This window comes from Luteimonas composti, from assembly GCF_042678665.1.
GTDB lineage: Bacteria > Pseudomonadota > Gammaproteobacteria > Xanthomonadales > Xanthomonadaceae > Luteimonas > Luteimonas composti.
On the sequence record NZ_JBHTKU010000003.1, the window covers coordinates 438,787 to 463,156 of the forward strand.

Genomic DNA, 24,370 nt, shown 5'->3' on the forward strand with positions numbered 1-24,370 from the left:
TAGTCGGGAAAGCGCACGGGACAGGTCGCGGAGTTCGGGCGCGCATTGTAAGCGGCGGCTCGCGCGGGCCGGCCACGCTCACATGGCTGAACAGGCCCGGCCCTGTCGGGCCTGCCCCCTCCGGTATGCTGGCACGATGATCCCCACCCCCCTTCCGATTCCGGCGGCGCCCGGCCCCGGTCCCGCGCATGCGCGCCTGCGGGCCGCCACTGCGGAACTGCACGCCGGGATCGACGGCCTGTTCGGCAATGGTCTCGATTCGCCGGGCCATTACCGGCGTTACGTGCTGGGCATGCACCGTTTCACGGTGGACTTCGAGATCGCCACCGATGCGCTGCCGCAGCAGTCGGCCTGGCTGGCGAACGATCTGACCTGGCTGGCGCTCGATCCCCTGGCCGCACAGGGCGTGCAGCACACGGCTGCGGACGCGGCCACGCGGCTGGGCTGGCGATACGTCATGGCCGGCAGCAGCATGGGTGCGCGCGGGCTGCTGCGCGATGCCCGGCGCCTGGGCCATGGCGAGGGCCGGGGTGCGACCTTCCTGTCGCGGCACGCGGCCTCGGACGATTGGGCCCGCCTGCGCGCGTCCCTGCAGGACTTCGATGCGGACGATGCGCCGCGCATGGCCAGTGCGGAGGCCGGCGCGCGCGCGGCGTTCGCGCTGGTGCGCACCTGCTTCGAACGCAGCTTCGACCGCATTCCCTCCACTGCCGAGACCGCATCTGCCGATGACCCCTGAACTGGAACGCGCCCTGCAGAGCTGCGCCAGCGAACCGATCCACCTGTCCGGCGCCATCCAGCCCCACGGCTACCTGATCAGCTGCCGCCTGCCCGACTGGTCGATCCACCACGTCTCGGCCAACATCGAGGCGCTGACCGGCGCGGCGCCGGAGGACATGCTGCGCCACTCGCTGCGCGAGTTCATCACCGGCGACGTCATCCAGACCATCGCCGAGACCGTGGGCTTCGCCGATCCGGGCGCGCCCGCGCAGCGCGCCGCGGTGGCCAACATCGGCCCGATGGCCACGCTGTGCGAAGTCAGCGTGCACGCCATCGACGGACTGGTCCACATCGAGATCGAACCGCAGCAGCGCGGCGCCGGCGACCGTTCGCCGACCGTGGTGGCGCAGGCGATGATCGCGCGCGTGGCCGCCGGCAGCGAGGACGAGGGCGCGTTCCGCCAGCGCGTGGTCGAGCAGGTGCGCCTGCTGACCGGCTACGACCGGGTGATGGTCTACCGCTTCCGCCACGACGATTCTGGCGAGGTGGTGGCCGAGGCGCGCGACGAGGACATGCCCTCCTACCTCGGCCTGCGCTATCCGGCCTCGGATATCCCGGCGCAGGCGCGCCGGCTGTACCTGCACAACCGCATCCGCGTGATCCCCGACGCGCGCTATGCGCCGGTGCCGGTGCTGCCCGACCGGAGCGCGGGCGGCCAGCCGCTGGACCTGAGCCAGATGTCGCTGCGCAGCGTCTCGCCGGTGCACCTGGAGTACCTGGCCAACATGGGCGTGGCCGCGTCGATGTCGATCTCGATCGTCGCCGGCGGCCGCCTGTGGGGTCTGATCGCCTGCCACCATCGCGAGGTGCGCCACGTGCCGCCGGGCGTGCGCGCGGCGGCGGACCTGTTCGGACTGTTCGTCTCGATGCGCGTGGCCGCGCGCGAACAGCAGGAGGCCACGCGACTGGAGGACGAGGCGCGCGCGGTGCGCGATGCGCTGGCGCTGCGGCTGTCGCGGGCCGCGTCCGGCCGCGCCGCGCTGCAGGACGAACTGGAACTGGTGCGGCGCACCGTGCCGTCGGACGGCGTGGCGCTGCTGCGGGACGGACAATGGCGCACGGCCGGTCGCACGCCGCCCAGCGCCTGCATCGCCGGCGTCCAGGCCTGGCTGGCGCAGGCGACCGGCGCCGGCGCTCCGGTCGCGACGGCGCGCGCCGCCGACTGGAGCACGCAGGACGGTTCCACCGACGGGATCGCGGGGGTTCTAGCGCTGCCGCTGGATCCGGTGCGCGGCGAGTGGCTGCTGTTCTTCCGCTGCGAGGAAGTGGAGGACGTGCGCTGGGCCGGCCCTCCGGACGAGCCTTTCGTGATCGACAAGGACGGAACGCGCATCGGTCCGCGCAAGAGCTTCGCGGCCTGGAACGAGACCGTGCGTGGGGCCAGCGAACCCTGGAACGACGCGGCGCTGCGCATGGCCGCGCGCCTGCAGCTGGTGCTGCGCGACCACTTCCGCGATCCCGGCGCGACCGGACGCGTGGTGGAGGAGCTGCGCGCCCGCCGCGGCCACCTCGACGTGCACGAGCATCGCAGCCGGCTGCAGCAGATGTCCGAGCTGCTGGAAAGCCTGGTGCACGTGAGCCCGGTCGAGACCGTGGCCCTGGCCGAGCGGATCTCGCAGCTGGAGGAGGACCTGCAGCGGCTGGTGATGGCTTCCGGCCACGCGCGCGACCCGCTGGCGACGGCGGAGTAGACGCGCGCCGCAGGGCGGCGATCAGCCGCCTGCGGAAGCGATGCCCGGATGCAGCTCGCAGGGCCATGGATCCTGCGCAAGCCTCGCCGCGACCGCGTCGAACGGCGCCACGCGGAATCCGTCGCCCGGGCGCAACCACACGGCGTGGCGACCGGCCGCGGCATGGGCGCGCACCTGCTGGCCTGCCGCAGCCGGCGCGTCGGCCACCGGTTCGCGCGCGGCGTCCTTGCGCGCCAGCGCCAGCACGGCGTCCGACACGGCCGGATCGACCACCAGCACGTCGGCCAGGTTCATCGCCCGCAGCGCGGCGAGGCTGAGCTGGCCGGGATCGCCGGGGCCGGCGCCCACCAGGCTGATGCGGCCGCCGCCGGCCGGATGCCTCGACTCGAGCAGCGCCAGGAAGGCGGCCTCGGCATCGGCTTCGCGGCCGGCGCGCAGCAGCGCCGGCACGGCACCGTCGATGACCGCGTCGAACCAGCGCCGGCGCCGGGCCAGGTCCGGCAGGCGTTCGCGGATCGCGGCGCGATGCCGGGCGAAGAGCCTCGCCAACGGCCCCAGCGCGGGGTCGAGTCCGGCCTCCAGCCGTTCGCGCAGGCGCCGCGCCAGCATCGGCGCCGCGCCACCCGAGGAGATCGCCAGCTGCAGCGGGGCGCGATCGATCACCGCCGGCACCTGGAAGCTCGACAGCCCCGCATCGTCCACCACGTTGACGAACACGCGGCGCGCCTCCGCCAGCGCCGCCAGCCTCGCGTTGAATCCGGCATCGTCGGTCGCCACCACCAGCAGCTGCGCCTGCGCCAGCCAGGCCTCGTCGAAATCGCCCTCGAGCCGCTCGAGGCAGCCCTGCGCCTGCAGCGCGACCAGTTGCGGATGCAACTCATGGGCGTGCACCCGCACCCGCGCGCCGGCCTGCAGCAGCGCCTCGATCTTGCGCAGCGCCACCTCGCCGCCGCCCACCACCAGCACCTCGCGACCGGCCAGGTCGACGAACATCGGGTACAGCGGCATCGCGGCCTCCTTGGCAATCCGCGCCGGTTGCGCTTATGTTGCAAGGCAACATAGCGCCATCCCTCCCTCCCCGCCAGCTGTCGAGACGCGCATGCCGCGCATCCTGCTGATCAACGACACCGCCAAGCCGATCGGTGAGCTGCGCGCGGCCCTGGTCGAGGCCGGGCACGAGGTGCTGGACGGAATCGAGGGCGCCGCCGCGCTGCTGCGTGCGGTGGAGACGCATCGTCCCGACGTGGTGATCCTCGACGTCGACTCGCCCTCGCGCGACACGCTCGAACAGCTGGCGATGCTGCACCGGCACGCGCCCAGGCCGGTGGTGATGTTCTCGGCCAATGACGACGAGCAGCTGATCCGCGCGGCGGTCGGCGCCGGCGTGGCCGCCTACGTGGTCGATGGCCTGGCGCCCTCGCGGCTGCGCCCGATCGTGCAGCTGGCGCTGGCCCGGTTCGAGCAGGAAGCGCAGCTGCGCCAGCAGCTCGAAGGCGTGCAGCAGCAGCTGCAGGACCGCAAGACGATCGAACAGGCCAAGGGCCTTCTGATGGAGAAGCGCGGCATGAGCGAACGCGAGGCCTACGCCGCCCTGCGCCAGCAGGCGATGCGGCAGAACCTGAAGCTGGCCGAGCTGGCGCGGCGCATCGTGGCCATGGCGGACCTGATCGGATGAGCCGCCCCCACGCCACGCCGCGCACGCTGCGCGTGGGCTACATGCCGCTGGTGGACTGCGCGCCGCTGGTGGCCGCGGTCCGGCTGGGGCTCGACCGTCGCCATGGCCTGCAGCTGGAACTGCTGCGCCAGGGCTCGTGGGCGGCGGTGCGCGACAAGCTGCTGTCGGGCGAGCTGGATGCCGCGCACGCGCTGGCCGGCATGGTCTACGGCATCGAGACCGGCATCGGCGGCCCGCGCGGGCAGATGGCGGTGCTGATGGTGCTCAACCAGAACGGCCAGGCGATCGTGCTGGCGCCGGGCCCGGCGCAGGCGCTGGCCGACGGCGCGCCGCTGCGCGAGGCGCTGCAGGTGGACGCGCGCGCGCCGCGGCTGGCGCAGACCTTCCCCACCGGCACCCACGCCATGTGGCTGTACTACTGGCTGGCCGCGCAGGGTATCGATCCGCTGCACCAGGCCCGGGCGCTGACCCTGTCGCCGTCGGACATGCCCGCGGCGCTGGCCCGCGGCGAGATCGACGGCTACTGCGCCGGCGAGCCCTGGGCCGCCCAGGCCGAGGCCACCGGCGCCGGCGTGCGGGTGATCCGCAGCGACCGGATCTGGCCCGGGCATCCGGAAAAGGTGCTGGCCTGCCGCCGCAGCTTCGCCGCGCTCGAGCCGGAGGTGGCCACCGCGCTGGCGGCCGCGGTGCTGGAGGCCTGCCGCTGGCTCGACGAGGACCCACAACACCGGGTCCAGGCCGCGTACTGGCTGGCCGAGGGCATGATCGACCTGCCGCCCGGGCACCTGGCCGAATGCCTGCTGGCCGGCGGCAGCGGCCTGCGCTTCCATGGCGATGGCGCGGTCAACTTCCCGTGGCTGTCGGACGGGCGCTGGTTCCTGCACCAGTTCCGCCGCTGGGGCTGGCTGTCTCCGGACGCGGCCGAGGACGACGCCCTGCTGGCCGAGGTCCACCGCATCGACGGCTACCGGCTGGCCGCCCTGCAGGCCGGGGTGCCGCTGCCGCGCGGGGATAGCCGGACCAGCATCCTGTTCGACGGGATGCGCTGGGAGTAGGGCGACTTCCCGCGCCACGCGCAGCACCATTTCTGTGCATTAATATCCCCAAATTGGTGCAAAACGGCGGGTGCAGGCGTTTCCGGAGACGGTCGCCTTCGGGCCAATCCGCGACAACCGCTTGATCCTCCGGCAATTCTTCGGCCAGGGGACGGATGCCGACACGCTGGCACGCGTGTTGCGATGCAATAAACGTCGGACGCAATGGCGCGCCCGGCCTCCCTTCCCGACCGACCGCCAACGACGGCAGCCCGGTCGCCGACAACGGCGTCTCTCCGGCCCACACCGGAGGACGCCGTTTTTCGTTTCGCCCTCCCCTCCCCGGCCGCGCCACCGGCGACGGCCCTCCTCCAAGGAGCGTGTACGGATGAACCGATCGTTCTGGCAGGCCGGCCATACGCCCACCCTGCTGTCGGCTTTCCTCTACTTCGACCTGAGCTTCATGGTCTGGTACCTGCTCGGTCCGATGCAGGTGCAGATCGCGGACGCCCTGCTGCTTGACACCCAGCAGCGCGCGCTGATGGTGGCGGTGCCGATCCTGTGCGGCGCGGTGCTGCGGCTGTTCCTGGGCCTGCTCGCCGACCGCATCGGCGCCAAGCGCACCGGGCTGCTCGCCCAGGCGCTGGTGATCGGCGCCCTGCTGGTCGCGTGGCGGCTGGGCGTGCACAGCTTCGGCCAGGTGCTGCTGCTCGGCCTGGCACTCGGCGTGGCCGGCGCCTCGTTCGCGGTGGCGCTGCCGCTGGCCTCGCGCTGGTATCCGCCCGAGCACCAGGGCACGGCGATGGGCATCGCCGGCGCCGGCAATTCAGGCACGGTGCTGGCCGCGCTGTTCGCGCCGGCGCTGGCGGCCGCGCTCGGCTTCCGCAACGTGTTCGGGCTGGCCTGCATCCCGCTGGTCGCGGTGCTGGTGGTATTCGCGCTGTGCGCCAAGGACGCGCCGGTGCCGGTGGCGCGCAAGCGACTGCGCGACTACGCGCAGGTGCTGGTGGGCAACCGCGACTCGTGGTGGTTCATGTGCTTCTACGCCATCACCTTCGGCGGCTTCGCCGGTTTCGCCAGCGCGCTGCCGGGCTACTTCCACGACCAGTTCGGCTTCGAACCCAGGCTCGCCGGCTGGGCCACCGCCGCCTGCGTGCTGGCCGGTTCGGTGATGCGTCCGGTCGGCGGCGTGATCGCCGACCGCATCGGCGGCACCCGCACCCTGCTCGCGGTCTATCTCTCGGTCGCGGGCCTGGTGGCCGGCGCGGCGCTGGGCCTGGGCGGCGCGGTGGGCGTGGTCGCGCTGTTCGTGCTCACCCTGCTGTGCCTGGGCGCCGGCAACGGCGCGGTGTTCCAGCTGGTGCCGCAGCGCTTTGGCCGCGACATCGGGCTGATGACGGGGCTGATCGGCATGGCGGGCGGCGTCGGCGGCTTCCTGCTTGCCGCGGGCCTGGGCGTGGTCAAACAGCAGTCCGGCAGCTATGCGCCCGGCCTGTGGCTGTTCGTGGCGATCAGCCTCGCGGCCTGGACGCTGCTGTGGAGCGTCAAGCAGCAGTGGCGCAGCCAGTGGCTGGCGCTCGGCGCCGCGCGCATCTGACCCGGAGACGACGATGAAACAACCCCGCCTGGTGGTGGTCGGCAACGGCATGGCCGGCGTCCGCACGCTGGAAGAGCTGCTCAAGCTGGTGCCCGGGATGTACGACATCACCGTGTTCGGCGCCGAGCCGCATCCCAACTACAACCGCATCCTGCTCTCGCCGGTGCTGGCCGGCGAGCAGGACTTCGACGACATCGTGCTCAATCCGCTGTCCTGGTACGCGGACAACGGCATCCGCCTGCACCTGGGCAAGCAGGTGACGCGCATCGACCGGGTGCATCGCCGCGTCATCGCCGCCGACGGCACCGAGGCGTCCTACGACCGCCTGCTGCTGGCCACCGGCTCGCTGCCCTTCATCCTGCCGATCCCGGGCAAGGACCTGAAGGGGGTGATCGGCTACCGCGACATCCACGACACGCAGGCGATGATCGACGCGGCGAAGGTCAAGCGCCATGCGGTGGTGATCGGCGGCGGCCTGCTCGGACTGGAAGCGGCCAACGGGCTGATGCTGCGCGGCATGGACGTCACCGTGGTGCACTTGGCCGGCTGGCTGCTCGAACGCCAGCTCGATCCGGTGGCCGGCGCGCTGCTGGAAAAATCCCTGGTCGAGCGCGGGCTGACGTTCCGGCTCAACACCTCGACCAGCGAGTTGCTGGGCAACGATGCCGGCGAAGTCGTCGGCGTGCGCTTCTCCGACGGCAGCGAAGTCCCGGCGGACCTGGTGGTGATGGCCGCCGGCATCCGCCCCAATACCGCGCTGGCGCAGGAGGCCGGCATCCACTGCAACCGCGGCATCGTGGTCAACGATTCGCTGCAGACCTTCGACCCGCGCGTCTATGCGGTCGGCGAGTGCGCCGCGCACCGCGGCATCGCCTACGGCCTGGTGGCGCCGCTGTTCGAGCAGGCCAAGGTCTGCGCCAACCACCTGGCCACCTACGGCATCGGCATCTACAAGGGTTCGGCGGTCTCGACCAAGCTCAAGGTCACCGGCATCGACCTGTTCTCGGCCGGCGAGTTCATGGGTGGCGACGGCACCGAGGAGATCGTGCTCAGCGATCCGGCCGGGGGCCTGTACAAGAAGCTCGTCATCCGCGACGACAAACTGGTGGGCGCCTGCCTCTACGGCGACACCGGCGATGGCGCCTGGTACTTCAAGCAGATCAAGGACGGCGTGGCGATCGGCGACCGCCGCGACACCCTGGCCTTCGGCGAGACCGCGCTGGGCGATGCGGGCACGGGCGGCCAGGACCGCGCCGCGAGCATGGGCGACGCCGACGAAGTCTGCGGCTGCAACGGCGTGTGCAAGGGCACGATCGTCAAGGCGGTGCGCGAGCAGGGCCTGTTCACCGTGGACGAGGTGAAGAAGCACACCAAGGCGGCCAGTTCCTGCGGCTCGTGCACCGGCCTGGTCGAGCAGATCCTGATGAACTGCCTCGGCTCCAACTTCCAGGAGACGCCCAAGACCAAGGCGGTATGCGGCTGCACCGACCGCACCCATGGCGAGGTGCGCCAGGCCATCCGCGAGCACCACCTGGTCAGCCATGCCCAGGCCTATGCTTTCATGGAGTGGCGCACGCCCAACGGCTGCGCCACCTGCCGGCCGGCGATCAACTACTACATGCTCTCGACCTGGCCGCGCGAGGCGGTCGACGACCCGCAGAGTCGTTTCATCAACGAGCGCGCCCACGCCAACATCCAGAAGGACGGCACCTTCTCGGTGATTCCGCAGATGAAGGGCGGCGTGACCAACGCCTCCGAGCTGCGCCGCATCGCCGACGTCGCCGACAAGTACGCGGTGCCGATGGTGAAGGTCACCGGCGGCCAGCGCATCGACCTGCTCGGGGTGAAGAAGGAAGACCTGGTGGACGTGTGGCGCGACCTCGGCATGAAGTCCGGCCATGCCTACGGCAAGTCGATCCGCACGGTGAAGACCTGCGTGGGCAGCGAGTTCTGCCGCTTCGGCACCCAGAACAGCACGCAGATGGGCATCGACCTGGAAACCATGCTGGCCAACATGTGGAGCCCGCACAAGGTGAAGCTGGCCGTCTCCGGCTGTCCGCGCAACTGCGCCGAGTCCGGGATCAAGGACGTGGGCATCATCGCGGTCGATTCGGGCTGGGAGATCCATGTCGGCGGCAACGGCGGCATCCGCACCGAGGTGGCGCGCTTCCTGTGCAAGGTCAGGACCGCGGACGAGGTGAAGGAGTACACCGGCGCCTTCCTGCAGCTGTACCGCGAGGAGGCCTATTACCTCGACCGCACCGTGCACTACATCGAGCGCGTCGGCCTGGACTACATCAAGCGCAAGGTGGTCGAGGACGCCGGCAGCCGCCGCGCGCTGTACGAGCGGCTGCTGTTCGCGCTCGAGGGCCTGCCCGATCCCTGGGCCGCACGCATCGCCGGCGCGAAGCCACGCGAGTACGCACCGCTGACGCTGGCCGGCGACGCGAGCCCGCGACCCATCGCCGTCGCCCTGGAGGACTGAGCATGGAAACCGCACCTCCCTGGGTCCACGTCTGCGCGATCGACGAGATCCCCGTGCTCGGCGCGCGCGTGCTGCGCCGTCCCGGCGGCGGTGACATCGCTCTGTTCCGTCCGGCCGTCGACCGCGTGTTCGCGCTCACCGACCGCTGCCCGCACAGGGGCGGGCCGCTGTCGCAGGGGATCGTCGCCGGCGATACCGTGACCTGCCCGCTGCACGGCTGGAACATCGCGCTCGACAGCGGCCAGGCCTGCGCGCCGGACGTGGGCTGCGCCCGGCGCCACGCGGTGGAACTGCGCGGGGGCGAGGTCTGGCTGTCGCTCGCCCCGGAAGTCACCGCCGCGACCGACGTCGACGCGGGCGTGGCCGCCTGATGGACGGCGGCCACGCCCTGCAGCCGCAGGCGCGCACCACGCGCTCGACCTGCTGCTACTGCGGCGTGGGCTGCGGCGTGCTGGTGCACAGCCGCAGCGACGCGGATGGGCGCGAGATCATCACCGGCGTCGAAGGCGATCCGGCGCACCCGGCCAACTTCGGGCGCCTGTGCAGCAAGGGCCGGACCCTCGCCGAAAGCGCACGCAGCCTGCAGGGGCGGATCCTGCAGCCGGAGCTGCGCGCCACCCGCGGCGAGGCACGTCGCCCCGTGGACTGGGGCCTGGCGCTGGACACCGTGGCCGAGCGCCTGGCGCGCATCGTGGAGCGCCACGGGCCGGACGCGGTGGCCTTCTATCTGTCCGGGCAGCTGCTGACCGAGGACTACTACGTTTTCAACAAGCTGGCCAAGGGCCTGCTCGGCACCGCCAACATCGACACCAATTCGCGCCTGTGCATGTCGAGCGCGGTCGCGGGCTACAAGCTCGCCTTCGGCGCCGACGGTCCACCCACCTGCTACGAGGACCTGGAGCACGCGAAGACCGTGCTGTTCGCCGGCAGCAATGCTGCCTACGCGCATCCGGTGCTGTTCCGCCGGCTGGAAGAGGCCAGGGCGCGCGACCCGCAGGTGCGCTGGATCGTGGCCGATCCACGCCGCACCGATACCGCCGCCATGGCCGACCTGCACCTGGCGATCCAGCCGGGCACCGACGTCGCGCTGTTCAACGGCATGCTCCACCACCTGGTCTGGGAAGGGCTGCTGGACCAGGACTTCATTGCCGCGCATACGAGCGGCTTCGGCGAGCTCAAGCAGCTGCTGCGCGAGTACACGCCACGCATGTCGGCCGAACTCTGCGGCATCGAGGTCCAGGACCTGGTGACCGCGGCCGAATGGTTCGGCCGCAGCCCCGCGGCGCTGTCGCTGTACTGCATGGGCCTGAACCAGTCCGCGCACGGCACCGACAAGAACCTGGCCCTGATCCAGCTGCACCTGGCCACGCGCCAGCTCGGGCGCCCGGGCGCGGGACCGTTCTCGCTCACCGGCCAGCCCAACGCCATGGGCGGGCGCGAGGTCGGCGGCATGGCGACGATGCTGGCCGCGCATCGCGAGCTCGAGGATCCCGCGCACCGCGCCGAGGTCGAAGCGCTGTGGTCGCTGGCGCCGGGCACGCTGCCGGCGAAACCGGGCCTGGCCGCGGTGGAACTGTTCGACGCGCTGCACAGCGACAAGGTCAAGGCGGTCTGGATCGCCTGCACCAATCCCGCGCATTCGATGCCCGACATCGGCCGCGTGCGCGAGGCGCTGCAGCGCGCCGAGTACGTCATCGTGCAGGAATGCTACGCCGGCACCGACACCGTGCCCTACGCCGACGCGCTGCTGCCGGCGAGCACGTGGGGCGAGAAGGACGGCACGGTGACCAACTCCGAGCGCCGCATCTCGCGCGTGCGCGCGGCGGTGGCGGCGCCCGGACAGGCGAAACCGGACTGGTGGATCGCGCGCGAGGTCGCGCGGCGGCTGGAAGCGAGGCTGGCATCCCCGGGCGCGGCGCCGCTGTTCGAGGCCGACACGCCGGAGCGCCTGTTCGACGAGCACCGCGCGCTCACCGTGGGCCGCGACCTCGACATCGGCGGCCTGGACTACGCGGTGCTCGAACGCGAGGGGCCGCAGCAGTGGCCGTTCCCCGCCGACGCCGCAGGCGCGCAGGCGCGGCGCTACGTGGACGGCGCATTCGCCACCGCCGACGGGCGTGCGCGCTTCCATCCCACCCCATACCGCCCGGTCGTGGAGCAGACCTCGGCGCGTTTCCCGCTGCGCATGATCACCGGCCGCCTGCGCGACCAGTGGCACGGCATGTCGCGCAGCGGGCGCGTGCCGGCGCTGTTCGCGCACAGCCCGGATCCCGCGCTGCGCATGCATCCGGAAGATGCCGCCCGCCGCGCACTCGTCGCCGGCGAGCTGGTGCGGATCGCCAGCAAGCGCGGCGAACTGGTGCTGCCGCTGGAACTGTCGGACGAGGTGGCGTCGGGCACGGTCTTCGCTGCCATGCACTGGAGCGGCCAGTATCTGTCCAGCGGCGGCGTCAACGAGGTCAGCCTGCCGGCGGTGGACGCGCGCTCGCGCCAGCCCGAGCTCAAGCACGCGGCGGTGCGGGTGGAGAAGGCCGCGTTCGGCTGGCACCTGCTGGCCGCGCGTCGCGGCGACGTCCTCGCCATACGCGAGGCCCTGCAGCCGCTGCTGCGCGAGTGCGGCTACGCCGGGCTGTCGCTGCATCCCGTGGCCGCGCGCCATGCGGCCGCCGACGACAGCGCAGGCGAAAGCGCGGCGGCGTGGATCGTGCTCCGCGCCGCCGCGCCCGCGCCGATGTCGCCGGAGTGGATGGCGGTCCTCGACCAGGCACTGATGCTGGCATCCGGGCCCGACACGCTCGAGTACCGCGACGCGCGCCGGGGTCTGCTCAGGCGCGTGGCCTGGCGCGGCGCGGGCGACGACAGCCGCATCGACGGCCTGCTGTGGAGCGGGCCCGCCCCCGGCGGCGACGCCGTGCTGCAGGCGGCGCTGTCCGGCCGGTCGTGGCAGGGGCCACGGCTGGCGGCCTTCTCGACCCTGGCCGCGGCTCCGCGCGACCCCGTCGTCTGCAGCTGCCGCCAGGTCACCGAATCGGCGATCCGCGCCGAGATCGGCAGGGGCGCCGACGTGGCCCGGCTCCAGGACGTCCTCGGCTGCGGCAGCGTCTGCGGCTCCTGCATTCCACAGCTGGTGCGGCTCGCGCGCCGGCCCGCCATCGCCTGAGATCCCGGAGGCCAGCCATGCCCGCGACCACGACTCCGCAGCCGCCACGCCGCATCCCGCAGGAGGTCGTGCTGCTCTCGGCCGGCCCCGGCGATCTCGAACTGCTCACGCTCAAGGCCGTGCGCGCGCTGGCGGCGGCCGAGGTACTGCTGCTCGACGAACTGGTCGACCCGGCCATCGTCGAGCTCGCGCCGCGGGCGCGCGTGGTGCGCGTGGGCAAGCGCGGCGGCTGCCGTTCCACGCCGCAGGACTTCATCTGCCGGCTGATGCGCCGCTGCGCACTGCAGGGCCAGCGCGTGGTCCGGGTGAAGGGCGGCGATGCGCTGATGTTCGGCCGCGCCGGCGAGGAGATCGCCTTCCTGCGCGCGGCCGGGGTCCCGGTGCGCATCGTCAACGGCGTCAGTGCCGCCTTCGCCGCCGCCGCCGCACTGGGCGTCTCGCTCACCCATCGCGATCACTGCCACGGCGTCACCTTCGTCACCGCCCATACCGCCGACCATGGCGAGCCGGACTGGGCCGCGCTCTGCGCCACCGGCACCACGCTGGCGATCTACATGGGCATGCGCCGCATCGATGGGCTGGCCCACGCGCTGCAGCGGCACCTGCCCGCGGACACCCCCGCGGCCATCGTGCAGGCCGCCAGCCAGGCCGGCGAAACCCGCGTACTGACGACGCTGGCACAGCTCGCCGCCGCCGCCGGGCCGCGCCACGGGGCGCCCGGCGTGATCCTGGTGGGACGTGCACTGGCACTGGCACGGGTCCAGGCGCCGGACGCCCCGGAGGCCGCGGTCGCACCCCTGCCGCACGCGCTGGCGTGCTCCTGACGGGCCTGCCGCCCGGCCCGGACGGATCCGCAGGGACGGACACGGCATCGCATGGCCGGCATCCGCCCGCGCGCGCCACTGCCCGCTTCCGGCCGGATGGCGCGGACCCTCGCGACGCACACGTCCGGAAGACCGTGACGCGGGACCGCGGAATCCGCGGTACGCAGCCGACGCGCCACGCATGGGCGCGGTTTGATGCCGATCAATGCACGCGTTGCGTGCCAGTGCGACGGTGGCGATCCATTCCCCGCGGAAGACCCCGATGACAACGAACCTCGCAGGCCGGACGGCCCTGGTCACCGGCGGCGCGCGCGGCATCGGCGCGGCGATCGTGCGCCGGCTGCACGCCGATGGCGCCAGCGTGGCCATCACCGACGTCCTGGTGGACGAGGGACGCGCGCTCGCCGCCAGCCTGGGCGAACGCGCTGCGTTCTTCGAGCACGACGTGGCCTCCGACGCCGCCTGGCATGCCACCGTCGCCGCGACACGCGAGGCGTTCGGCGGCCTGCACATCCTGGTCAACAACGCCGGCATCTACGAACCCGGCAGCATCGCCGAGGCCGACCTGGCCGGCGTCGAGCGCCAGATCCGGGTCAACCAGCTCGGCACCTTCCTGGGCATGCGCCATGCGCAGGCGCCGATGCGCGAGGCCGGCGGCGGCTGCATCGTCAACATCAGCTCGATCGCCGGCCTGCTGGGCTTCCCGGGTGCGGCCGCCTACGTGGGCACCAAGTGGGCGGTACGCGGCATGACCAAGACCGCGGCGGTCGAGTTCGCGCCCGACCGCATCCGCGTCAACTCGGTGCATCCGGGCTTCATCGAGACTCCGATGATCGGGAAGAACAGCGCCGAGGCCAACCGGGCCGGCATCGAGGCCACGCCGCTCAAGCGCATCGGCCAGCCGGACGAGATCGCCGCCGCGGTGGCCTGGCTCGTCGGCGCCGATGCCGGATTCGTCACCGGCGCCGAACTGACCGTCGACGGCGGCTGGGTGCTCTGACGCGGCCGCTGCGCGGGCCAGGGCGCCCGGCAGGGACTACCATGCACGCCCCGCCGCCGAACGCCGCCGCCATGTCCACGCCCCCGCCCTACCTCGACGACGCCCAGATCGAACGCCTGGCCGAGCTGCTGGAGCAGCGCGCGGTGCCGTTCAAGGGTTTCAACCTGGAGGCGCTGGACGGCTTCCTGTCCGCGCTGGTGGTGTCGCCGTCGACGGTTCCGGCCGGCGAATGGCAGCCGCTGGTCTGGGGCGGCAAGCCACCGCGCTGGGACAGCCCGGAGGAGGCCGCCGAAGTCGAGCGCCTGCTGATGGGCCACTGGAACATGTGCTCCGCACGCGTCCGCCACGGCGAGGACGACCTGCCAGACCACCTGGCGCCACTGATGTGGCTGCCCGAGGACCCCGAACTCTCCGGCGAGGAGGCGCTGCACGAGGACGAGCTCGACGTCGGCCACGACTGGGCGCTGGGCTTCTTCGAGGGCGTGGCGCTGCGCGAGGCCGAGTGGGATCGCTGGCTGGACGAGAACGACTGGATGGAAGAGATCTTCGACCACCTCGACCGGCTCGCCAGCGGCGAGGCCATCAACGGCGACGACCCGACCGCAACCCCCACGCCCGTCGGTTACCGCGAGCGCCTCGCGGTCGTCCTGTCGCTGCCGGGCATGCTGGCCGACCTCCACCACCACCGCATCGACGCGCTCACCCCGCGCACCCCGATCCGCCGCGAGGACGAGCCCGGCCGCAACGACCCCTGCCCCTGCGGCAGCGGCAGGAAGCACAAGAAGTGCTGCGGGACGCATTGAGGGGCGGCGCGGGCTGAGCACGCGGCTGCGCGCGGCGCAGCGCGTTGTCCGGACACGACAAGGGCCGGACAGGCCGGCCCTTGCGTCAACCGCCGACGGCGGGAATCACCACACCACTTCGGCCATCGAGCAGTTCAGGCCCGAGCCGATCCCGAGCAGGGCCACGCGGTCGCCCTTCTTCAGCCGGCCGGCTTCGCGCAGCTTGGACAGCACGATCGGCACCGAGGCCGGACCGATGTTGCCGTGCTCGCCGAAGATGGTCAGCACCTTCTTCGGGTCGATGCCGATGGCCTTGGTGAAGGCCGCGGTGTGCACCTTGCTGACCTGGTGGATCACGAACTGGTCCATCTCCTCGGCCACCCAGCCCAGCGCCTGCTTGGCCGCGCCGAAGGTCTTCTGCGCCAGCTTGATGCCCTCGATCAGCAGCATGCGGGTGTCGGTGATCATGCCGTCGAGGTTGCCGCGGCAGAGCTTGTTCCACTCGGTCGCGGCGCGGGTCACGCCACCCTTGTAGCGCGGCGCGCCCGGGGCGAGTTCGGCGCGCGCCAGCACCATGGCGGCGGCGCCGGAGCCGAGCGTCAGCGTGGCCAGCTCGTTGCGGAACTGCTCCTCGGTGGCGTCTTCGCGGGTCAGGCGCTCGAGGGTCTTCTCGTAGGCCAGGTTGGCGGTTTCGCCGTCGACGATCAGGGCGTAGTCGATCTCGCCGCGCTCGATCATCCGGCTGGCGATGTCCATGCCGTTGATGAAGGCCAGGCAGGCGTTGGCCACGTCGAAGTTCTGGCAGGTGTCGGGCAGGCCGAGGTTGCCCGAGACGATCGAGGCGGTGGACGGCTCGAGGTAGTCGCGGCTCACCGAGGTGTTGACCAGCAGGCCGACCTTGTCCGGGTCGATGCCGGCGTCGGCCAGCGCCTTCACGCCGGCGAGGGTCGCCACGTCGGAGGCCTGGACGTCTTCTTCCCACAGGTAGCGCGCGTGGATGCCGGCCACGTCGCCCAGCACGTCGATGCGGATGCCGAGCCGTTCCAGGGTCGGCTTCAGCCGGTCATTGATCTCCGCCGAAGACAGGCGGCGCGGCGCGTCGATGTGGGCCAGGCCGGCAATGGCGACGTGTTGGAAGAGCATGGGCTGGGCAGCCGGTAACGGATACGGAGCCGTATAGGTTACCGCCTTCGGGACCCCGAATCATGGAACTGGCTGAATGGCCGGGCCGAACCGGGACGCGCGGCCGGGTTTCGGCGGCGCCCGCCGACCGTGCCTCAGCGCCCGCAGCGCCAGGCCGCGAAGCGCTGGTGGCCGCCGCTGGGGTCGTCGAGCGGGTGGATGGTGTCGGCCTGCAGGCCGGGTGCCTCGTTGCGGGCGAGGGTCTCCAGCTCGTCGCGCACCTTGATCGGGTTGCGCTCGATGAAGGCGATCGAATGCTTCACCGAGACTTCCACCTCGCCGCGCTTCTCGCAGCCCTGCGGCTCGGCGCTGGCGACCCGCACCGCGCTGGCGCCGGGCGCCATGTGCACCCAGGTGCAGCCGGACAGGGCCAGGGTCAGGGCCAGCGGGACGGTCAAAGACAGGCGCATCGGGGCTTCCTCGTGGAGGTCGTCGGGACGGAACCGCGGCCATTGTGGCGGCCACGGGCTGCAGCGGGAGGGGCGCACCGGCACCGGTAGCGCGTCCGTTCATCTCGCCGGCGCCGGCGTCCCGCAGGCCGGCGCCCCCCCGGGGGGGCGCCGCGCGCCGGGTCATTCGACCGGCTTGCCGTCCGCGTCGATCACCTGCACGGTGCCCAGCTCCAGCGCGCGCACCGGCGCCTCGGTCTGGGCCAGGTCGCCGACCACCACCCAGGTCAGCGCCCCGGGCCGGATGGTCTTCGCGGCCTCGGCCAGCTGCGCGGCGGTGGCCGCCTCGACCTCGGCCTTGCGCCGCACGACGTAGTCGTCCGGGCGACCGAAGCGCACGATTCCGCCGATCGCGCCCATCACCGACCACGCCGTCTCGTAGGCGCCGGGCAGGCTGAGGGTCTGGATCGCCTTGACCCGCTCGACCTCGGCCTCGTCCGGCGGCCGCTGGCCAGTGGCGAACTCGCCGACCTCGCGCTGGATCTCGGCCATGGCATCGGCGGTACGGTCGATCTGCACCGGTGCCGAGACCATCCAGCGGCGCTGGCCCAGCGCGCCACCCACGGAACTGCGGGCGCCGTAGGACCAGTGCTTGTCCTCGCGCAGGTTCATGTTCAGGCGCGCGGTGAAGTCGCCGCCGATCACGCCGTTGGCCAGCTCGACGCGCACCGCGCCGGGGTCGCGGCTGCCCGGCACCAGCTGCGCGGCGAAGATGTTGGCCTGCACTGCGCCCGGCTGGTCGATCAGGTACACGCGCGGCGCCTGCGGCAGCGCGACCTCGGGCACCGCGACCGGGGCCGGCGCCGGACCTTCGCCGCGCCAGTCGCCGAAGTGGCGCTCGAGCAGCGGCACGATCTCGGCCAGCGTGGTGTCGCCGACCACGATGACGGTGGCGTTCTCCGGCCGCACCCAGCGCTGGTGGAAGGCCAGCAGGTCGTCGCGGCCGAGCGCGGCGATGGACGCCTCGGTGCCGCTGCCGGGGGCGCCGTAGGGGTGATCGGCGCCGTAGAGCAGCGCCGGGAGCACGCGCATCGCCGCACCGGCCGGCTGCGCCTTCTGCTGCGCGATGCCGGCGATCCAGGTGGCGCGGACGCGGTCGATCTCGCCCTGGTCGAAGTTCGGCCGGCGCAGCATGTCGGCGAACAGCCCCAGCGACTCGTCGAGGTTTTCCTTCAGCGCCGACAGGAAGGCATTGCCGCCGTCCTGCGCGGCGCCGGCGCCGAGGCTCGCGCCCAGGCTCTCGGCCCGGTTGGCGAAGTCGAGCGAGCCGATGCCGGCCGCGCCCTCGTCGAGCAGGTCCATGGCGAAGTCGGCCAGGCCTTCCTTGCCGGCCGGATCGCTGCTGTAGCCGCCGTGGAATTCGTAGCTCAGCTGCACCACCGGGATGTCGTGGCGCTCGGCCAGCACCACTTGGGTGCCGTTGCCCAGCGTGGCGCGCTGCAGCGCCGGGAACTTGAGTTCGGGAAACTCGGTGGTGCGCGGCACGCCCTGGCTGCGGTCCACCGCCGGCGCGGCGGCGCGGTAGCGGGGATCGGGCTTGGGCAGGTCGAACGGCGCCGGGGTCACCGCCGGCTCTTCGGCCAGCGCGGTGCGCTCGCCGGGCTCGACCACGATGGTATGGCTGCCCTCGCCGAGCCACTTGCGGCCGACCGCGCGGATGTCGTCCGCGGTGGTGGCCGCGTAATTGGCCAGCTGGGTGCGGAAGCAGCCCGGATCGCCTTCGAACACGGTGCACTCGGCCAGCACGTCGGCCTTGCCGCCAAAGCCGCCGATGCGCTCCACGCCGCGGATGAAGCCGGCGCGGATCATGGTGCGCGCCCGCTCGAGCTCGTCCGCGGTCGGTCCCTCGGCCACCAGCCGGGCGATCTCCTCGTCGATGATCGCCTCCACGCGCGCCGGGTCCACGCCCTGCTTCACCGTGGCGACGATGTAGAAGTTCGAGCCCAGCTGCGACGGGCCCGCCATCGCGCTGATGTTGTCGACCAGCTTCTCGCCGTGCAGCAGGCGGGTGTCAAGGCGCGAGGACTTCGCCCCGCCCAGCACGTAGCCCAGCACCTGCAGCTGGTCGAGTTCGACGTTGCCTGCCTCGGGCACGTTCCAGACGCGGTAGATGCGCGGCTGCGGCACCTTGTCCTGCATCACCTCGCGGGTGGACTGCGCGCGCCTGGCGACGTCGACCCCGGGCTGCGCCATGGTCGGCCCGGCGGGGATGTGGCCGAAGTATTTCGCGACCTTTTCCTTCGCCGTGGCCACGTCGATGTCGCCGGCCAGCACCAGCACCGCGTTGTTGGGGCCGTACCAGGCGTGGAACCACTGCTTCACGTCGTCCAGCGAGGCGGCGTTGAGGTCGTTCATCGAGCCGATCACGCTGTGCGCGTACGGATGGCCCGGCCGGTACAGCGCGCGCGTCATCCTTTCCCAGACCTGGCCGTAGGGCTGGTTCTCGCGCTGGCGCTTCTCGTTCTGCACCACGCCGCGCTGCTCGTCGAGCGCGGCCTGGTCGATCGCGCCGAGCAGGTGGCCCATGCGGTCCGACTCCATCCACAGCGCCATGTCCAGCGCGGTCGTCGGCACGTTCTGGAAGTAGTTGGTGCGGTCGGTGTTGGTGGTGCCGTTCTGGTCGGTGGCGCCGACCGCGCGGAAGGGGTCGAAGAACTCGCCGGGGTGGTGTTCGCTGGCCTGGAACATCAGGTGTTCGAACAGGTGGGCGAAGCCGCTGCGCCCGGCCGGCTCGTCCTTGCTGCCCACGTGGTACCAGATGTTGACCGCCACGATCGGGGCCTTGCGGTCGGTGTGCACCACCACGCGCAGGCCGTTGGGCAGGGTGAAGCCGTCGTAGGCGATGTCGACGGCCGGCGCGTCGACGGCCGCCGCGGCGGGCAGCGCGACCAGTCCGGTGCCGAGCGCCAGCCCGAGGGCGGCGGACAGCAGGGCGCGACGCGCGGGCTGGCGGTTCTGGGTCTTCGGCGGCATGCGATGGCTCTTGGTCCGGGTGACCCTCCATCTTATCCGCGGGCTCCGGGGGCCTCCCGGGCCGGAAGTCCCACCACGCCGCCTGAACCCGCGCCGGGGCAAACTGGGCCCATGTCCTTCCGCCATGCCCTGGTGACCGGCGCCAACCGCGGCCTCGGGCTCGAATTCGTCCGCCAGCTGCTGGCTGCCGGGAGCCACGTGGTCGCCACCTGTCGCCACCCCGGCCGCGCCACCGCGCTCAACACCCTGGCCGGCGAGCACCCCGGACGCCTGCACGTGCTGCCGCTGGACGTGGCCACGCCGAAGTCGCAGGACGAACTGGCCCGCGAACTGCCCTTGGTGCTGGGCGAGGACGGCCGCCTCGACCTGCTGGTCAACAACGCCGGCGTGCTGCATTCGGGCGAGCGCTTCGGCCGGCTGGGCCTGGCCAACCTCGAGGACAGCTTCCGCACCAACGCCGCCGGCCCGCTGCTGCTGGTGCAGGCGCTGGCGCCGCTGCTGGCCGGGGGCGCGCGCGTGGCCAACCTGTCATCGGAACTGGGCTCGATCGGCGCCACCAGCCGGTTCGGCACGCCCAGCTACAACATGAGCAAGGCCGCCCAGAACATGGCGACCGCGCTGCTGGCCCATGCCCTGCGCGAGCGCGGGATCGTGGTGGTCGCGCTGCATCCGGGCTGGGTGCGCACCGACATGGGCGGCGAAGGCGCGAGCCTGGCGCCGGCGGAGTCGGCGGCGGGGCTGCTGCGCGCGATCGCGGGCCTGGCGCCGGACGACAGCGGCCGCTTCCTCGACTGGCGCGGCCGCCCCCTGCCCTGGTGAGGCCGCCGGCTGGGCGACAATACCGCCAGCCCGCCCACGCCGTCGCCCGTGTTCGACCTGCTGCTGTACCAGCCCGAGATCCCGCCCAACACCGGCAACGTCATCCGGCTGTGCGCCAACACCGGCGCGCGCCTGCACCTGATCCGCCCGCTGGGCTTCGACCTCGAGGACCGCAACCTGCGCCGGGCCGGGCTGGACTACCACGAATACGCGAGCCTGCAGGTGCACGACTCGCTGGACGCGGCGCTGGCGGCGATCGCGCCGCCGCGGCTGTTCGCGCTGAGCACGCGCAACAGCCAGCGCTATGACCAGCCGCGGTACCGCCCCGGCGACGCCTTCCTGTTCGGCCCCGAGACGCGCGGCCTGCCCGACGAGGTGCTGGCGCGCATCCCGGACGGCCAGCGCCTGCGCCTGCCGATGCGCCCGGGCAACCGCAGCCTCAACCTGTCCAACGCCGTGGCGGTGGTGGCGTTCGAGGCCTGGCGGCAGTCGGGGTTCGAGGGCGGGAGCTGATGGCCGCGGCCGGCCCTGCGCACGGCAGCGCGCTGCAATCCGCATAGACCGGGTCGCTCCGAACACGGGCGGGTTGCCGGTCCGCTCCGCAGAAGGCAGCGGGAACGCCTCGCTCCGCATCGACGCCTGCACCGCTGCCCGGCGCGGAAACGTGCATAATCTCCGCGCACGGCGGATCGCGGGCCCGCGCCGGCTGCTGCGTGTACATGGAGATGCCCCCATCGACGCCATCCTGCCGCCCGCGCAGCTTCAGAGCCTGTTCGATCCGCTGCCGGACGTGGTGTTCTTCGTCAAGGACACGCAGTGCCGCTACGTGCACGTCAACCAGACCCTGATCCAGCGGCTGGGCCAGCGCCGGCGCGAGGACATCATCGGCAGGAGCGTGCTGGAGCTGTATCCGCCCAGCCTGTCGGCGACCTACATCGCCCAGGACCAGCGGGTGGTGGACGGCGAGGTGATCGAGAACCTGCTGGAGCTGCAGCTCTATCCCAACCGCAGGCCGGGCTGGTGCCTGACCTTCAAGCAGCCGCTGCGCCGGGACGGGCGGATCGTCGGCCTGGTCGGCATCTCCCGCGACCTCGGCCAGCCCGACAGCCTGCATTCGTCCTATGCCCGCCTGCAGCAGGCGGTGGCGCACATGCAGGCACACTTCCACGAGCCGCTGAGGGTGCAGACCCTGGCGACCATCGCCGACGTCTCGGTGTCGCAGCTCGAGCGCCTGTTCAAGCGCGTGTTCCAGATCACCCCGCAGCAGATGCTGACCAAGCTGCGCATCGAAACCGCGATGCGCATGCTCCACACCGGGGCCAGCATCGCCGAGATCGGCCAGGCCTGCGGGTTTTCCGACCAGAGCGCCTTCGCGCGCCAGTTCAAGTGCACCGTCGGCATGCCACCGCGCGACTATCGGGCGATGTCGCGCGCCTGAGCGGTGCGCCCTGCGCGCGTGCATGGTCCAAGCGTAAGGTTTCCTGAACCATTGGGTTCAGTATTCAGCCATGGTTGCGGGCCGCTGCCCAGAATCCGCGTGCCGCCCCGGCTGGAACCGTTTTCCCCGACGGTTGCTCCCTCCCCTCCCACCGGGGCGGCCCTTTTTCCTGATCGATGCGAATCACGAGAACAAGCCGATGAAGCGCTCCCTGCTTGCCGCCACCCTTGCCGCCGCGCTCCCGTTCGCGGCCACCGCCGCCGACGGCGTGTCCTACAACTACGTCGAGGCCGGCTACGCCGCCACCAACCTCAGCGACGGCCTGCCCGACGCCGACGGCTTCGCCACCCGCGCCTCGATCGCGTTCCACCCCAACTTCCACGTGTTCGGCGATTACGCCAACCAGGAGTTCGACAACAGCAGCCTCGACGTCGACCAGTGGCGCGTCGGCCTGGGCTACCACCACGAGATCTCGCCGCGCGCCGACCTGCTCACCCGCGTGGCCTACGAGAAGGTCGATTTCGGCAGCCTCGGCGACAGCGACGGCTGGAGCGTCGAAGCCGGCGCGCGCGGCGCCCTGGCACGCAATTTCGAAGGCTATGCGCTGGCCGGCTACCAGGACGGCGACCAGGTCGACGGCGACTTCTACGGCCGCCTCGGCGCCACCGTGAAGTTCAACCAGAACTGGGGCCTCAACGGCGACGTGAAGTTCAGCGACGGCGACACGGCCTGGTTCGTCGGACCGCGGTTCACCTGGTAAGGGCTGGAAACGGGCGCCTGCGCCCCCATCCAGTCAACAGCGACGTCGCCCTCCCCTCTCTCCCGACGTCGCACGTGGCCCGACCGGAAACGGTCGGGCTTTTTTTCGGCCCGGCTTGGGCCTGCAGGGCTCAGCGCCCGCCGGTCTCGAACAGCGCGTCGGGATACTCGGGCTTGCGCTCGCGCGCCATCAGCCGGGCCAGGCCTTCGGCGGGCGTGATGTCGCCATGCAGGACGTCGCGCACATTGCTGGAGATCGGAAGCTCCAGCCCGTAACGCTCGGCCAGGCGCATCACCTCGTCGGCGGTCTGCACCGACTCGACCACCTGGCCGATCTCGCGCACGGCCTCGGCCACGCTCTGGCCGCGGCCCAGGGCCAGGCCCAGGCGACGGTTGCGCGACAGGTCGCCGGTGCAGGTCAGCACCAGGTCGCCGAGGCCGGCCAGGCCCATCAGCGTCTCGGGGCGGCCGCCGATCGCGGCATTGAGCCGCAGCATCTCGTTGAGGCCGCGGGTGATCAGGCCGGTGCGGGCATTGAGGCCCAGCTCCATGCCGTCGGCCACGCCGGTCGCCACCGCCAGCACGTTCTTCATCGCGCCGCCGAGTTCCGCGCCGCGCATGTCGCTGCCGGTGTAGGCGCGGAATTCCGGCCCGTGCAGCACGTCGGCGACCTGCTGCACGAAGGCCGCATCGTCGCCCTGCACCGTCACCGCGGTCGGCAGACCGAGGGTGACCTCCTTGGCGAACGAAGGGCCGGTGACCACCGCCAGCGGCACGTCCTCGCCCAGCAGCTCGCCCGCGACCTCGTGCAGGAACCGGCCGGACCCGGGCTCGAAACCCTTGGCCGCCCAGGCCACGCCACCGTGCGCGGGGCGCAGCGGCGCCAGCGCGCGCAGGGTTTCGGTGAACGCGTGCGACGGCACCACCACCAGCACCAGGTCGGCATCGCGCACGGCGAGGGCCAGGTCGGTGGTGGCGCGCAGCGCCCCGGGCAGCGGGATGCCCGGCAGGTAGTGCGGATTTTCGTGGCGCCGGTCGATCGCCTCGGCGACCGCCGCGTCACGGCCCCACAAGATCGTGGGATGGCCGTGGCGGGCGATCAGCGATGCGAGCGCCGTGCCCCAGGAGCCCGCCCCGAGGACCGCGACCCGGGGGGACGTGCGTTGCTGGATCAAGCGTTGCCCGCCGTCTCGCTGTTGGCTAGGTCGCCGCCGGCCTGTTGCGACTGGCGCTGGCGCAGGCCCTCGGCGTACAGCGCGTCGAAGTTGATCGGCTGCAGCAGGAACGGGGCGAAGCCGCCGGCCTGGATCAGGTCGCCGATCAGCTGGCGCGCATAGGGATACAGCACGTTCGGGCACTGGGTGCCGAGCAGGGCATCGGTGACGTTGGGCTCGAAGCCGGCCAGGCCGAACACGCCCGCCTGCTGCACTTCGACCATGTACACCGCATTGGCGTCGCCTTCGCCGGCGGTGCAGGTCAGGGTCACGCCCAGCACCACCTCGAACGCGTTCTCGCCCAGCCGCTGCACGCGCTGGTTGAGGTTCATGTTGATCTGCGGCTGGGTCTGTTCGTTGAACACGAACGGAGCCTTGGGCGACTCAAACGAGACGTCCTTGACGTAGATCTTCTCGACGCTGAACTGCGGGCCGTTGGCCTGCTGCGCGGGCTCGGCGCCACCGTTGAGGGCTTGGTCGGACATCCTGCTACTGCTCCGGTAAATGG

General features: G+C 72.0%; 21 protein-coding genes. 15 read left to right on the top strand and 6 right to left on the bottom strand.

Annotated features, from left to right (window positions below; genetic code table 11):
• Positions 1-136 precede the first annotated feature (136 nt).
• Together ACFQ2D_RS10765 and ACFQ2D_RS10770 are read left to right on the top strand one after the other, a co-directional pair.
• On the top strand, positions 137-739 hold the full coding sequence (locus tag ACFQ2D_RS10765) for a biliverdin-producing heme oxygenase (RefSeq protein WP_280941342.1): 603 nt from the start codon (positions 137-139) through the stop codon (positions 737-739).
• A complete protein-coding gene (locus ACFQ2D_RS10770; RefSeq protein ID WP_280941341.1) occupies positions 729-2,471 on the top strand; it encodes a GAF domain-containing protein in 1,743 nt (580 codons plus the stop codon). Before ACFQ2D_RS10765 ends, ACFQ2D_RS10770 begins: the two co-directional genes overlap by 11 nt.
• A gap of 21 nt (positions 2,472-2,492) precedes the next feature.
• On the opposite strand, the gene ACFQ2D_RS10775 is transcribed toward ACFQ2D_RS10770, so the two are convergent.
• Positions 2,493-3,479, bottom strand: a complete 987-nt coding sequence (locus ACFQ2D_RS10775; RefSeq protein ID WP_280941340.1) for an NAD(P)-dependent oxidoreductase — start codon at positions 3,477-3,479, stop codon at positions 2,493-2,495.
• A 91-nt stretch (positions 3,480-3,570) separates the two neighbouring features.
• Between ACFQ2D_RS10775 and ACFQ2D_RS10780 the strand changes: the two genes are divergently transcribed.
• From ACFQ2D_RS10780 to ACFQ2D_RS10820, 9 genes are all read left to right on the top strand, one after another.
• The gene (locus ACFQ2D_RS10780; RefSeq protein ID WP_280941339.1) at positions 3,571-4,146 is read left to right on the top strand and encodes an ANTAR domain-containing response regulator; all 576 of its coding nucleotides are present in this window, start codon (positions 3,571-3,573) and stop codon (positions 4,144-4,146) included.
• Entirely contained in the window at positions 4,143-5,201 is a 1,059-nt protein-coding gene (locus ACFQ2D_RS10785) for a CmpA/NrtA family ABC transporter substrate-binding protein (protein WP_280941338.1), read from the top strand. The genes ACFQ2D_RS10780 and ACFQ2D_RS10785 overlap by 4 nt, the downstream gene beginning before the upstream one ends.
• Positions 5,202-5,607: 406 nt before the next feature.
• Positions 5,608-6,777, top strand: coding sequence for a nitrate/nitrite transporter (locus ACFQ2D_RS10790; protein WP_280941534.1), 1,170 nt, complete (start codon positions 5,608-5,610; stop codon positions 6,775-6,777).
• A gap of 13 nt (positions 6,778-6,790) precedes the next feature.
• Positions 6,791-9,262: a nitrite reductase large subunit NirB gene (nirB, locus tag ACFQ2D_RS10795; protein WP_280941337.1), complete on the top strand. Its 2,472-nt coding sequence runs from the start codon at positions 6,791-6,793 to the stop codon at positions 9,260-9,262.
• A 2-nt stretch (positions 9,263-9,264) separates the two neighbouring features.
• Positions 9,265-9,633: a nitrite reductase small subunit NirD gene (gene nirD, locus ACFQ2D_RS10800; protein ID WP_280941336.1), complete on the top strand. Its 369-nt coding sequence runs from the start codon at positions 9,265-9,267 to the stop codon at positions 9,631-9,633.
• Complete coding sequence (locus tag ACFQ2D_RS10805; protein ID WP_280941335.1) at positions 9,633-12,422, top strand: nitrate reductase; 2,790 nt, start codon at positions 9,633-9,635, stop codon at positions 12,420-12,422. The genes nirD and ACFQ2D_RS10805 overlap by 1 nt, the downstream gene beginning before the upstream one ends.
• A gap of 17 nt (positions 12,423-12,439) precedes the next feature.
• Positions 12,440-13,246 carry a uroporphyrinogen-III C-methyltransferase gene (cobA, locus tag ACFQ2D_RS10810; RefSeq protein ID WP_280941334.1) on the top strand — a complete coding sequence of 269 codons (807 nt, stop codon included), beginning with the start codon at positions 12,440-12,442 and terminating at the stop codon, positions 13,244-13,246.
• Positions 13,247-13,508: 262 nt separating this feature from the next.
• On the top strand, positions 13,509-14,246 hold the full coding sequence (locus tag ACFQ2D_RS10815) for an SDR family NAD(P)-dependent oxidoreductase (protein ID WP_280941333.1): 738 nt from the start codon (positions 13,509-13,511) through the stop codon (positions 14,244-14,246).
• A 71-nt stretch (positions 14,247-14,317) separates the two neighbouring features.
• Positions 14,318-15,049: a UPF0149 family protein gene (locus tag ACFQ2D_RS10820; RefSeq protein ID WP_280941332.1), complete on the top strand. Its 732-nt coding sequence runs from the start codon at positions 14,318-14,320 to the stop codon at positions 15,047-15,049.
• Between the two features lie 105 nt (positions 15,050-15,154).
• Here ACFQ2D_RS10820 and ACFQ2D_RS10825 read toward each other — a convergent pair whose 3' ends face one another.
• The 3 genes from ACFQ2D_RS10825 to ACFQ2D_RS10835 all read right to left on the bottom strand — a co-directional run bounded on the left by ACFQ2D_RS10825 (position 15,155) and on the right by ACFQ2D_RS10835 (position 19,632).
• Positions 15,155-16,171, bottom strand: a complete 1,017-nt coding sequence (locus ACFQ2D_RS10825; RefSeq protein WP_280941331.1) for a 3-oxoacyl-ACP synthase III — start codon at positions 16,169-16,171, stop codon at positions 15,155-15,157.
• 134 nt (positions 16,172-16,305) lie between these two features.
• Positions 16,306-16,620: a DUF4156 domain-containing protein gene (locus ACFQ2D_RS10830; RefSeq protein WP_280941330.1), complete on the bottom strand. Its 315-nt coding sequence runs from the start codon at positions 16,618-16,620 to the stop codon at positions 16,306-16,308.
• Between the two features lie 162 nt (positions 16,621-16,782).
• Positions 16,783-19,632 carry a M16 family metallopeptidase gene (locus ACFQ2D_RS10835; protein ID WP_280941329.1) on the bottom strand — a complete coding sequence of 950 codons (2,850 nt, stop codon included), beginning with the start codon at positions 19,630-19,632 and terminating at the stop codon, positions 16,783-16,785.
• A gap of 111 nt (positions 19,633-19,743) precedes the next feature.
• Between ACFQ2D_RS10835 and ACFQ2D_RS10840 the strand changes: the two genes are divergently transcribed.
• The 4 genes from ACFQ2D_RS10840 (at position 19,744) to ACFQ2D_RS10855 (ending at position 22,649) form a co-directional block, all read left to right on the top strand.
• Positions 19,744-20,451 (top strand): SDR family oxidoreductase, encoded by a 708-nt coding sequence (locus ACFQ2D_RS10840; protein WP_280941328.1) that lies wholly within the window; start codon positions 19,744-19,746, stop codon positions 20,449-20,451.
• A 48-nt stretch (positions 20,452-20,499) separates the two neighbouring features.
• The gene (locus ACFQ2D_RS10845) at positions 20,500-20,964 is read left to right on the top strand and encodes a tRNA (cytidine(34)-2'-O)-methyltransferase (RefSeq protein WP_280941327.1); all 465 of its coding nucleotides are present in this window, start codon (positions 20,500-20,502) and stop codon (positions 20,962-20,964) included.
• Between the two features lie 220 nt (positions 20,965-21,184).
• On the top strand, positions 21,185-21,889 hold the full coding sequence (locus ACFQ2D_RS10850) for an AraC family transcriptional regulator (RefSeq protein ID WP_280941533.1): 705 nt from the start codon (positions 21,185-21,187) through the stop codon (positions 21,887-21,889).
• Between the two features lie 199 nt (positions 21,890-22,088).
• Entirely contained in the window at positions 22,089-22,649 is a 561-nt protein-coding gene (locus tag ACFQ2D_RS10855) for an outer membrane beta-barrel protein (RefSeq protein WP_280941326.1), read from the top strand.
• A gap of 130 nt (positions 22,650-22,779) precedes the next feature.
• Here the strand turns inward: ACFQ2D_RS10855 and ACFQ2D_RS10860 are convergent, their stop codons facing one another.
• Complete coding sequence (locus ACFQ2D_RS10860) at positions 22,780-23,820, bottom strand: NAD(P)H-dependent glycerol-3-phosphate dehydrogenase (protein WP_280941532.1); 1,041 nt, start codon at positions 23,818-23,820, stop codon at positions 22,780-22,782.
• A complete protein-coding gene (gene secB, locus ACFQ2D_RS10865; RefSeq protein ID WP_280941325.1) occupies positions 23,820-24,347 on the bottom strand; it encodes a protein-export chaperone SecB in 528 nt (175 codons plus the stop codon). The genes ACFQ2D_RS10860 and secB overlap by 1 nt, the downstream gene beginning before the upstream one ends.
• Positions 24,348-24,370 lie beyond the last annotated feature (23 nt).

What these genes read in the sequence shown, in the direction of transcription:
- ACFQ2D_RS10765 (WP_280941342.1), top strand. Translation starts at nt 137, where the DNA reads ATGATCCCCACCCCCCTTCCGATTCCGGCGGCGCCCGGCCCCGGTCCC.
- ACFQ2D_RS10855 (WP_280941326.1), top strand. Translation starts at nt 22,089, where the DNA reads ATGAAGCGCTCCCTGCTTGCCGCCACCCTTGCCGCCGCGCTCCCGTTC.
- ACFQ2D_RS10770 (WP_280941341.1), top strand. Translation starts at nt 729, where the DNA reads ATGACCCCTGAACTGGAACGCGCCCTGCAGAGCTGCGCCAGCGAACCG.
- ACFQ2D_RS10830 (WP_280941330.1), bottom strand. Translation starts at nt 16,620, where the DNA reads ATGCGCCTGTCTTTGACCGTCCCGCTGGCCCTGACCCTGGCCCTGTCC.
- ACFQ2D_RS10780 (WP_280941339.1), top strand. Translation starts at nt 3,571, where the DNA reads ATGCCGCGCATCCTGCTGATCAACGACACCGCCAAGCCGATCGGTGAG.
- ACFQ2D_RS10805 (WP_280941335.1), top strand. Translation starts at nt 9,633, where the DNA reads ATGGACGGCGGCCACGCCCTGCAGCCGCAGGCGCGCACCACGCGCTCG.
- ACFQ2D_RS10835 (WP_280941329.1), bottom strand. Translation starts at nt 19,632, where the DNA reads ATGCCGCCGAAGACCCAGAACCGCCAGCCCGCGCGTCGCGCCCTGCTG.
- ACFQ2D_RS10785 (WP_280941338.1), top strand. Translation starts at nt 4,143, where the DNA reads ATGAGCCGCCCCCACGCCACGCCGCGCACGCTGCGCGTGGGCTACATG.
- ACFQ2D_RS10815 (WP_280941333.1), top strand. Translation starts at nt 13,509, where the DNA reads ATGACAACGAACCTCGCAGGCCGGACGGCCCTGGTCACCGGCGGCGCG.
- ACFQ2D_RS10840 (WP_280941328.1), top strand. Translation starts at nt 19,744, where the DNA reads ATGTCCTTCCGCCATGCCCTGGTGACCGGCGCCAACCGCGGCCTCGGG.
- nirB (WP_280941337.1), top strand. Translation starts at nt 6,791, where the DNA reads ATGAAACAACCCCGCCTGGTGGTGGTCGGCAACGGCATGGCCGGCGTC.
- cobA (WP_280941334.1), top strand. Translation starts at nt 12,440, where the DNA reads ATGCCCGCGACCACGACTCCGCAGCCGCCACGCCGCATCCCGCAGGAG.
- ACFQ2D_RS10820 (WP_280941332.1), top strand. Translation starts at nt 14,318, where the DNA reads ATGTCCACGCCCCCGCCCTACCTCGACGACGCCCAGATCGAACGCCTG.
- nirD (WP_280941336.1), top strand. Translation starts at nt 9,265, where the DNA reads ATGGAAACCGCACCTCCCTGGGTCCACGTCTGCGCGATCGACGAGATC.
- ACFQ2D_RS10825 (WP_280941331.1), bottom strand. Translation starts at nt 16,171, where the DNA reads ATGCTCTTCCAACACGTCGCCATTGCCGGCCTGGCCCACATCGACGCG.
- secB (WP_280941325.1), bottom strand. Translation starts at nt 24,347, where the DNA reads ATGTCCGACCAAGCCCTCAACGGTGGCGCCGAGCCCGCGCAGCAGGCC.
- ACFQ2D_RS10775 (WP_280941340.1), bottom strand. Translation starts at nt 3,479, where the DNA reads ATGCCGCTGTACCCGATGTTCGTCGACCTGGCCGGTCGCGAGGTGCTG.